This is a genomic window from Kitasatospora sp. NPDC057512 (assembly GCF_042802135.1).
In the GTDB taxonomy this organism is placed as follows: Bacteria; Actinomycetota; Actinomycetes; order Streptomycetales; family Streptomycetaceae; genus Kitasatospora.
In genome coordinates this window covers 1-7,598 of the sequence record NZ_JBHVET010000404.1, presented here as the reverse complement: position 1 = coordinate 7,598, position 7,598 = coordinate 1, and the positions used below count along the sequence as shown (strand labels likewise).

At 74.7% G+C, this 7,598-nt stretch carries 7 protein-coding genes and 1 pseudogene; 3 read left to right on the top strand and 5 right to left on the bottom strand.

The features are described from left to right. The first annotated feature begins 325 nt into the window (after nt 1-325). From ACFU6K_RS24305 to ACFU6K_RS24295, 3 genes are all read left to right on the top strand, one after another. Nucleotides 326-859, top strand: coding sequence for a SigE family RNA polymerase sigma factor (locus tag ACFU6K_RS24305; protein ID WP_380666310.1), 534 nt, complete (start codon nt 326-328; stop codon nt 857-859). Then, a complete protein-coding gene (locus ACFU6K_RS24300; RefSeq protein ID WP_380666308.1) occupies nt 856-1,674 on the top strand; it encodes a hypothetical protein in 819 nt (272 codons plus the stop codon). Before ACFU6K_RS24305 ends, ACFU6K_RS24300 begins: the two co-directional genes overlap by 4 nt. Nucleotides 1,675-1,853: 179 nt before the next feature. After that, nucleotides 1,854-2,831 (top strand): LuxR C-terminal-related transcriptional regulator, encoded by a 978-nt coding sequence (locus tag ACFU6K_RS24295; RefSeq protein WP_380666306.1) that lies wholly within the window; start codon nt 1,854-1,856, stop codon nt 2,829-2,831. Nucleotides 2,832-2,895: 64 nt separating this feature from the next. Here ACFU6K_RS24295 and ACFU6K_RS24290 read toward each other — a convergent pair whose 3' ends face one another. The 5 genes and pseudogenes from ACFU6K_RS24290 to ACFU6K_RS24270 all read right to left on the bottom strand — a co-directional run. Further along, the gene (locus ACFU6K_RS24290; RefSeq protein ID WP_380666304.1) at nt 2,896-3,855 is read right to left on the bottom strand and encodes an aldo/keto reductase; all 960 of its coding nucleotides are present in this window, start codon (nt 3,853-3,855) and stop codon (nt 2,896-2,898) included. Further along, complete coding sequence (locus tag ACFU6K_RS24285) at nt 3,830-4,897, bottom strand: YbhN family protein (protein ID WP_380666302.1); 1,068 nt, start codon at nt 4,895-4,897, stop codon at nt 3,830-3,832. Before ACFU6K_RS24285 ends, ACFU6K_RS24290 begins: the two co-directional genes overlap by 26 nt. Beyond that, entirely contained in the window at nt 4,894-5,913 is a 1,020-nt protein-coding gene (locus tag ACFU6K_RS24280) for a glycosyltransferase family 2 protein (RefSeq protein ID WP_380666300.1), read from the bottom strand. The genes ACFU6K_RS24285 and ACFU6K_RS24280 overlap by 4 nt, the downstream gene beginning before the upstream one ends. Nucleotides 5,914-5,926: 13 nt before the next feature. Next, nucleotides 5,927-7,090 carry an endonuclease/exonuclease/phosphatase family protein gene (locus tag ACFU6K_RS24275; protein WP_380666298.1) on the bottom strand — a complete coding sequence of 388 codons (1,164 nt, stop codon included), beginning with the start codon at nt 7,088-7,090 and terminating at the stop codon, nt 5,927-5,929. Continuing rightward, a pseudogene (locus ACFU6K_RS24270) lies at nt 7,084-7,598 on the bottom strand (prenyltransferase); the annotation flags it as partial. The gene ACFU6K_RS24275 and the pseudogene ACFU6K_RS24270, both read right to left, overlap by 7 nt.

The window sequence follows — 7,598 nt, the reverse complement described above, 5'->3', positions numbered from 1 at the left end:
GGCGGCGGGGGCCCCGGCCGGCGACGCCCAGCCGGCCGGGGCGACGGCCGTCCCCGCCAGCACCGCGCCCAGCGCGACGGCCGGCCACCGGCCCACCCGCCGCGGGCCTCTCCTGTGCATGCCTTGCATAGTGTCCTCTCGGTGGGGCGACGCCCCTGGATTCGGCGGCCGCTCGCCGGCCCTGCCACTGGATCGACGGAGCAGGGGGCCGCAGAGGATGTCACGGCCCGTCAGAAAGATCCCTCGGGTTTTTCCCTCTCCGGTGACATCCCGGCAGCGGGTCCGCTCCGTCGGACTGGGCAGAGACGAACGGAGGGCACGCCCTGTGCGTAGCGCAGACCTGGAGGAGTTCCGCGGCTTCGCCGAGGACCGGTTGCCGCACCTGCGGCGGACCGCGTACCTGATGTGCGGCGACTGGCACCACGCCGAGGACATCACGCAGACCGCACTGACCAAGCTGTACGCGGTGTGGGGCAGGCGGCACCGGATCGCCAACCTGGAGGCCTACGCCCACCGGGTGCTGACCCGGTCCTGCATCGACCACACCCGGCGCCGCTGGCGGCGCGAGGACCCGACGCCCGCGCTGCCCGACCGGGCCGGCCAGGGCGCCGACCCCGCGCTGGGCCTCCAGGTCCGGGCCGCGCTGGCCGCGCTGCCGCCGCGTCAGCGGGCCGTGGTGGTCCTGCGGTTCTGGGTCGACCTGGACATCGCGGCCACCGCCAAGGCGCTCGGCTGCACCGCCGGCACGGTCAAGAGCCACACCTTCCGGGCTCTCGCCCGGCTGCGCGAGCTGCTCGGCGAGACCGACCCGTTCGACGAACTGGCCGTCACCCCTACCCCCCTGAAGGAACTGCTGTGACACATGACCACGCCCTCGACGGGCAGGACGAGCTGCGGGCCCTGCTCGCCACCGGGCTCGGCACCGAGCCGCCGCTGCCCGCCGGCGCGGTGGACGCGGCCGTGGCCGCCGGACGACGCCGCAGCGGCGTGCGGCTGGCCGTGCGGGCCGGCGCCGGGGTGGCCGCCACCGCGGCCCTGACCGCCCTGCTGGCGGGCCTGCCGACCGGCGGCGCCGCCCACGACCCGGGCGGCACGGTGGCGGCCGCCGACCCGCTGACCGGCCCGCTGACCCTGGCCGGCGCGGCCGGCGACGCCCCGCGGCCGCTGCGAGCGGACTCCTTCGGCCCCAGCAGCGGCCGGCCCACCGGCTGGAGCAGCGAGCAGCTGGGCGCCACCCTGGCCGGGCTGCTCCCGGCGGGCGGCGGCACGACGGTGCGCGGCGGCGACATCCCCGGCCGCACCTTCCGGGTCGACTGGGCGTCCCCGGCGGGCCGGGTGGAGCTCGTCGGCGGCGCCGACCGGACCGCCGACGCCCCGAACGTGCCGCTCTGCGCCACGATCGCCCTGCCCGAGGTCACGCCGCGCCCCGGCGTGCCCTCGCCGCGGGAGGTCGCCCCGCGCACCAACTGCCAGGTGGCCGAACTCCCGGGCGGCGCCCGGGGCGAGGCGATGACGCTGACCTTCCCGCAGGACGGCCGCGTCTCCCAGTACGTCCGCGTGCAGCGGGCCGACGGCCGGACGGTGACGCTCCAGCAGTGGGCCGGCGCGCCCGGCGCGGGCCTGGGGACGGACGAGCTGCTGGCGATCGCCGACGACCCCGCCTGGCGGTTCTGACCGGCCGCGGCCCGGGACGCGTCACGCCCCCGCCGTGCGCCTGCCCGGCGGGGCGTGACCCGTGCTGCCGGCCCCCGGGGCGGGGCGGCGGGCATCCGAGAAATATTGGTATAGACCTAGTCGGCGAGCTGGCTTAGCCTCCCTGTGGTGACGAGCGGGACCATACGGGGGTATCTGCTGTGCTTGAGGTGCTGGGCATCGAACCGTCGGCGGAGGCGGTGTACCGGCTGATCGTGGAGGAGCCGGGGTTCCGGGTCGTCGACATGGCCGAGCGGTTGGGGTGGAGTGAGGAGCGGGTGCGGTCCGCGTTGAACCGGCTGGCCGAGCTGGACCTGGTGAACCTGGAGGACGGCTGCCTGGACGCGGTGCCGTTCAACCCGGACATCGGGTTCGGCTTCCTGCTCTCGCGGGCCACCGCCGACCTCAGCCGGCGCCAGCGGCAGATCGAGTCCGCCGAGCAGGCGGTGACGGCGCTGAGCGCCCGGTTCAACGCCAACCAGGCCTCGCGGTACGAGGTCATCCACCGGCTGGAGGGGCTGGACATGGTCCGCAAGCGGCTGGAGGACCTGGCCTCCACCGCCGAGCGCGAGTGCCTGTCGCTGCTGCCCGGCGGCGCCCAGCTGCCGGACACCATGGACGCCAGCGAACCGCTGGACCGGCAGGCGCTGGAGCGCGGGGTGCGGATCAGGAGCGTCTACCAGGAGAGCTTCCGCAACGACCCGGCGACGCTGGAGTACGTCCGCTGGTTCACCCGGCTCGGCGGGCAGGCCTGCACGGTGCCCTTCCTGCCGCTGCTGCTGGTGGTGGTGGACCGGGAGACCGCGCTGGTGCCGATCGACCCGCAGGACGGCCGCGCGGGTGCGCTGGAGGTCCGCACCCCGGGGGTGGTGAGCGCGCTGGCCCTGCTGTTCGAGGAGTTCTGGGCGGCGGGTACGCCGTTCGGCCAGGACCCGCGCCGCAACGAGCACGATCTGACGCCCCAGGAACGGGAGTTGCTGCTCCTGCTGAGCATCGGCTGCACCGACGAGGTGGCCTCGCGGCGGCTCGGGCTGTCACTGCGCACGGTGCGCCGGATGAGCTCCCAGCTGATGAACCGACTGGGCGCGCGCAGCCGGTTCGAGGCGGGGGTGCGCGCGGCGAAGGAGGGCTGGCTCTGAACCGACGGGCACGGGGCCGGGGCCTGTCCCGCACGACAGGCCCCGACGGCTGGAGGGGGTCCGGTCAGGCCGCGGTGTCCAGCCGCCGGCGCTGCTCCTCGTCGAGGACGAGGTCCAACGCGCCCAGGCTCTCCTCCAGTTGGGCGACGGAACTGGCGCCGACCACCGGGACGGTCGGGACGGGGTGGCCGATCAGCCAGGCCAGCACCACCTGGTTGACGGTGGCGCCGGTCTCCTCGGCCACCTCCGCCAGCACGGCCAACCGGGCCGTCGTCTCCGGCCGTTCGTACTCCGCGCGCAGCGGGCGGTCCGGGCGGCAGTAGGAGCCGCCGAGCAGCGGGGAGTAGGCGAGCAGCGCCATCGAGGGCCGCGCCGCGAGGTACGAGAGCAGGGCCTCGTCGGCGTGCTTCTGGACGCCGAAGTCCGCGTCGGGCCGCGGCCGCAGGTAGCTGTGGCGCTGCTGGACGCACCGGTAGCCGGGCCAACCCCGGTCGGCGGCCAGGTCGTTGGCGGCGGCCAGCTGGTCGGCGCTGTGGTTGCTGCAGCCGAGGGCGGTGACCTTGCCGTCGGCGACCAGTCCGGCGAAGGCGCCCATGGTCTCCTCGACCGGTACGGCCGGATCGGCCACGTGCGCGTAGTACAGGTCCAGCCGGTCGGTGCCGAGACGGCGCAGGCTGCCCTCGGCCGCCTCGCGCACCGCGCGGGCGGACAGGCCCTCGATGTGCTCGGGGAAGGGCAGTCCGGGCACCGGGCGGGCGCCGAGCTTGGTGGCGAGCACCAGGTCGTCGCGGTTGCCGCGGCGGGCCGTCCAGCGGCCGAGCAGTTCCTCGCTCTCGTAGCCGTTCGCGCCGGGCGCCCAGAAGGCGTAGTTGTTCGAGGTGTCGATGAACGTCCCGCCGGCTTCCGTGAACCGGTCGAGGATCGCCGTCGCGGTCTCCTCGTCGACGGTGGTGCCGAAGGTCATCGCGCCGAGACAGAGCGCGCTGGCCGACCGGCCGTCAACTCCGAGGCTGCGGTACCGCATCAGTCGTCCCTCCAGGGGGGTTGGCAGTGGTGTCGCCGGGCGCGGCCGGGGGAGTGCCCCGCCGCGACCTGGTCACCAGAATCATTACCCCGGCGGTGCCCAGTTCGGCCACTGTGCAGACCAGCCGGGAGACGATCGCGGCGGCGCCGGCGGTGGAGACCGGCACGACCGTCGACAGCGACAGCACCAGGACCATCTCCCGGGCGCCCAGGCCGTCCGGGAGGACGATCGTCAGCGTGCCCGCGACGGTGGCGAGCGCGAAGCCCCCGACGCAGGCCGCCAGCGAGCGGCCGGGCGGCCCGCCCAGGGCGACCACGATCAGCCACAGGTGCAGGCCGGCCGAGAACCAGGACAGCAGGGCCAGGGCGAGCGAAACCCGCACGGCACGGGGCGAGTTGCGCCCGGACGGCGGCGGCCGGCGGAACAGCCGGGCGCCGTGCTCCACCGCCGCGCCGATCAGGCCGGGACGGACCACGAAGCAGAGCAGGACGAGGACCGGCAGGGCCAGCCACCAGGTGTTCCCGCCGAGCACGGCGGGCGCGATGCCGAGCGCGGCGAGGCAGGCGGTCAGCATGGTGATGCCCAGGCTGACCACGTAGGTGGTGACCATCCGCCCGGCCGTGGCCCCGTACTCGGCGCCCAGCTGGATGTGCGCGAGCAGCCCGAAGACCGGGGTCGGGAGGAACTTGCCGAGCAGCCCGCAGAAGAAGATCCGGGCGCTGCCGAACAGCCCGACGGGCGGCCCCAGGTCGTCCAGGACGGCCCGCCAGGACAGCAGGCCGAGCAGCAGCCCGCCGACGTTCGTCAGCACGGACACCGCCAGCAGGGCCAGGGACCACCCGTCCGCCATCCTGGTCACCAGGCTCCAGGCGTCGTTGCGGGCCACCGCGACCAGGCCCGCGCCGCCGGCCAGCAGGAGGACGGCGGTCAGCAGCCGGCGCCGGCCCCGCGGCGGGCCGGCCGTACGGCTCCCGGACCCGTCGGCCGGAGCGCCCTCGGGTGCGTCCCTCGTGACACCGTCCCTCGTGGCACCGTCCGTCATGACGCCGGGTGGCGCGGCCGCCGGAAGCCGCGTTCGGTGAGCGCCCGCACCGCGCCCCGGGCGACGCCCGCCACCAGCGCGGTGTGCAGCAGGAAGTGGTAGCCGACGAACACCGGGTAGTACCGCAGCCCCTGGTCGCGCACCACGAACCGGGCCAGCCCCGGGTCCGCCACCGCGAACCAGGCCACGCCCAGCGCCGGGAGGACGGCCGCCCTGGGCGAGAGCAGCAGCAGCGGCAGGCTCCCCCAGGCGGCGGCGGTGGCCAGCACGCCCGGCATCCGGTTCGCCTTGAGCGCCCCGGGGCTGAAGCGGTGGGCGCCGGCGAACGCCACCAGCAGCTGCGAGCGCCGGTACTGCTCGCCGAGCAGCGCGCCCAGTCGCTCCACGTCGTCGTGCCGGCCGGTGATGCGCTCGGTCAGCAGGATCGGGTACTTCGCCGCCAGCCGCTCGCTGTACTCCACGTCCTCCGACTCCCGCAGGGTCTCGTCCAGCGGGCCGATCTCCTCGTACACCTCCCGCCGGATCGCGCACATGGCGAAGAAGACGGTGCGCACCCGGCCGGTGGCCCGCCGGCGCCACCAGTACTCGTGCAGGACGCGGTAGCGCTCGACCGGGCCGTCGTCGAACAGCGCCCGCTTGCCGACCACCCCGTGGACGCAGCCGAGGTCGGGCTGCTCCTCCAACAGGGCCACGGCGTTCGCGACCGCGTCCGGGTCCAGCGCGATGTCGGAGTCCAGGAAGAACAGGATCTCCCCGGTGCTCTCGGCCGCCCCGCGGTTGCGGGCGACGGACACCCCGCCGTTGCGCTGGGTGATCAGCCGGACCGGGTAGCGCCGGACGATCTCCGGGGAGCGGTCCGAGCTGCCGTCGTCGACGACGAGCACCTCGTGCACGGGGTACGTCTGCGCGAGGGCGGACTCGACGACCGCCGCGATGGTCTTCTCGTAGTTGTAGTTGGGGATGATCACCGACACCGTGGGCCGTGCGCCGGCCGTGCGCGTCTCCGTGGTGGTCATGTGTGCCTCCGGATCAGCCATGTGTGCCTCCCGTTGCGGGCCCGGAGATCCAGGCGTCCTGGCGGAGATGGTCGGATGTGCCCTCGGGGCCGCTCAGCGAGTAGCGGTGGGTCCGGGCACCGTGCGCGGTGAACGCCCAGTCGAAGCGCCACCAGTCGTGCCAGCTGCCGGCGTCCCAGGACATCGGCAGGATCGTGTCGCCCGCGTCCGCCGCGTCCTGGGTGAGGCCGCGCAGCTCGTTGAGGTCGCCCATGCCGGCGTTGGTGTTGAAGTCGCCGGCGATGAACAGGGGGTCGGGGTTGGCCCGGACGTCCCGGACCAGCCCGTCGAACTGCTGCCGGCGCTCCCGTTGCCGGCGGTGCACGTCGGCCGGGAAGTCCTGCGGGGGCATCCCGTAGGCGACCGGTACGAGCATGTGGACGTTGTAGAAGGACATCACCGAGCCGTTCACCGCGAGGTCGGTGCGCAGCACCTTGGCCCCGGCGAAGACCCGCGACCAGTCGCCCTCCCCGCGCGCCCGCAGCTCCCGGTCCGGGCCGACCGGCGGCTGCGCCACCACGGGAAACCGGGAAAGGGTCACCAACTCGCCCCGGGTGACGACCTGGTAGCCCGGGAACTCGCGCTTCAGCCGCGCGGTGTCGTCTACCTCGCGGGCGCCGTCCGCGCCGGCCGCGTCGTCCCAGTGCAGGTACTCCTGGAGCAGGTACACGTCGGCGTTCCGGGCCTTGAGGTAGGCGTAGAACCGGTCCTGGTCCACGTCGGAGCCCCAGTACTCGGTGTTCTGCGCGACGACGTGGATCGCGCCGGGCGGCACGGTCCGGTCGGCCGTCGCCGCGGCCAGCGTCAGTCCCGACTGGTCCAGCCCGACGGCGAGCGAGAGCACGCCCATGACGGCGGGCCAGCGCACCCGGCCGCGGCCGCGGCGCAGCCGGACGGCCAGCGCGGCCAGCAGCACCAGCAGCGGGACGCCGAGCAGGACCGGGGGAGGGGCGGCCCCGGGGACCACCCAGAACCAGGCCCGGCCGGTCAGGGCCTCCTGGAGCGCGCAGAACAGCAGCCACCCGGCGCTCACCGCGGCCAGCAGCCGGACCGGCCAGGTGGCGGCCCGGTCCGCGAGGAACCAGGACCGCCGGGGCCGGGGGAGCGCGAAGCGCCCGGGCCGAGGGGCCGTCACCACGACTGCACCGCCAGCAGGAGGCCGAAGCCGGTCAGCCACAGTCCGCCGACGGCGAGCATGGTCCGGTCCGTGAAGAGGGTCCGGGTCGGTTCGCCGCCGCCCTCGCTGACCAGCAGGATCTGCAGGTAACGGGCGATCGCGAAGACCGCCAGCGGGGTGGAGAGCAGGATCCGCAGCTGGCGCATGCCGCCGGCCGCGGCGTCGCTCTGCAGGAAGGACACGTAGGCGAGCACGGTGACCGAGGCGGCGAAGGTGACCATGCTGTTCAGGAACGGGACGGAGTAGGCCCGCAGGGCCGGCCGGTGCAGCTCCGAGGGCCCGCCCTGCACCGAGGTCAGCTCGTGCCGGCGCTTGCCGAAGCCGAGCAGGATGCAGACCGAGAAGACGCAGAGCAGGAACCAGGAGGAGATCGGGACGGCGGCCGCCATGGCGCCGGCGCAGACCCGCAGCACGAAGCCGGTGGCGATGACGAACACGTCGACCACCGAGACGTGCTTGAGGACGAATC

Excerpts from the sequence above, each read along its gene's own strand:
- ACFU6K_RS24285 (WP_380666302.1), bottom strand. The coding sequence starts at position 4,897 with ATGACGGACGGTGCCACGAGGGACGGTGTCACGAGGGACGCACCCGAG.
- ACFU6K_RS24280 (WP_380666300.1), bottom strand. The coding sequence starts at position 5,913 with ATGACCACCACGGAGACGCGCACGGCCGGCGCACGGCCCACGGTGTCG.
- ACFU6K_RS24290 (WP_380666304.1), bottom strand. The coding sequence starts at position 3,855 with ATGCGGTACCGCAGCCTCGGAGTTGACGGCCGGTCGGCCAGCGCGCTC.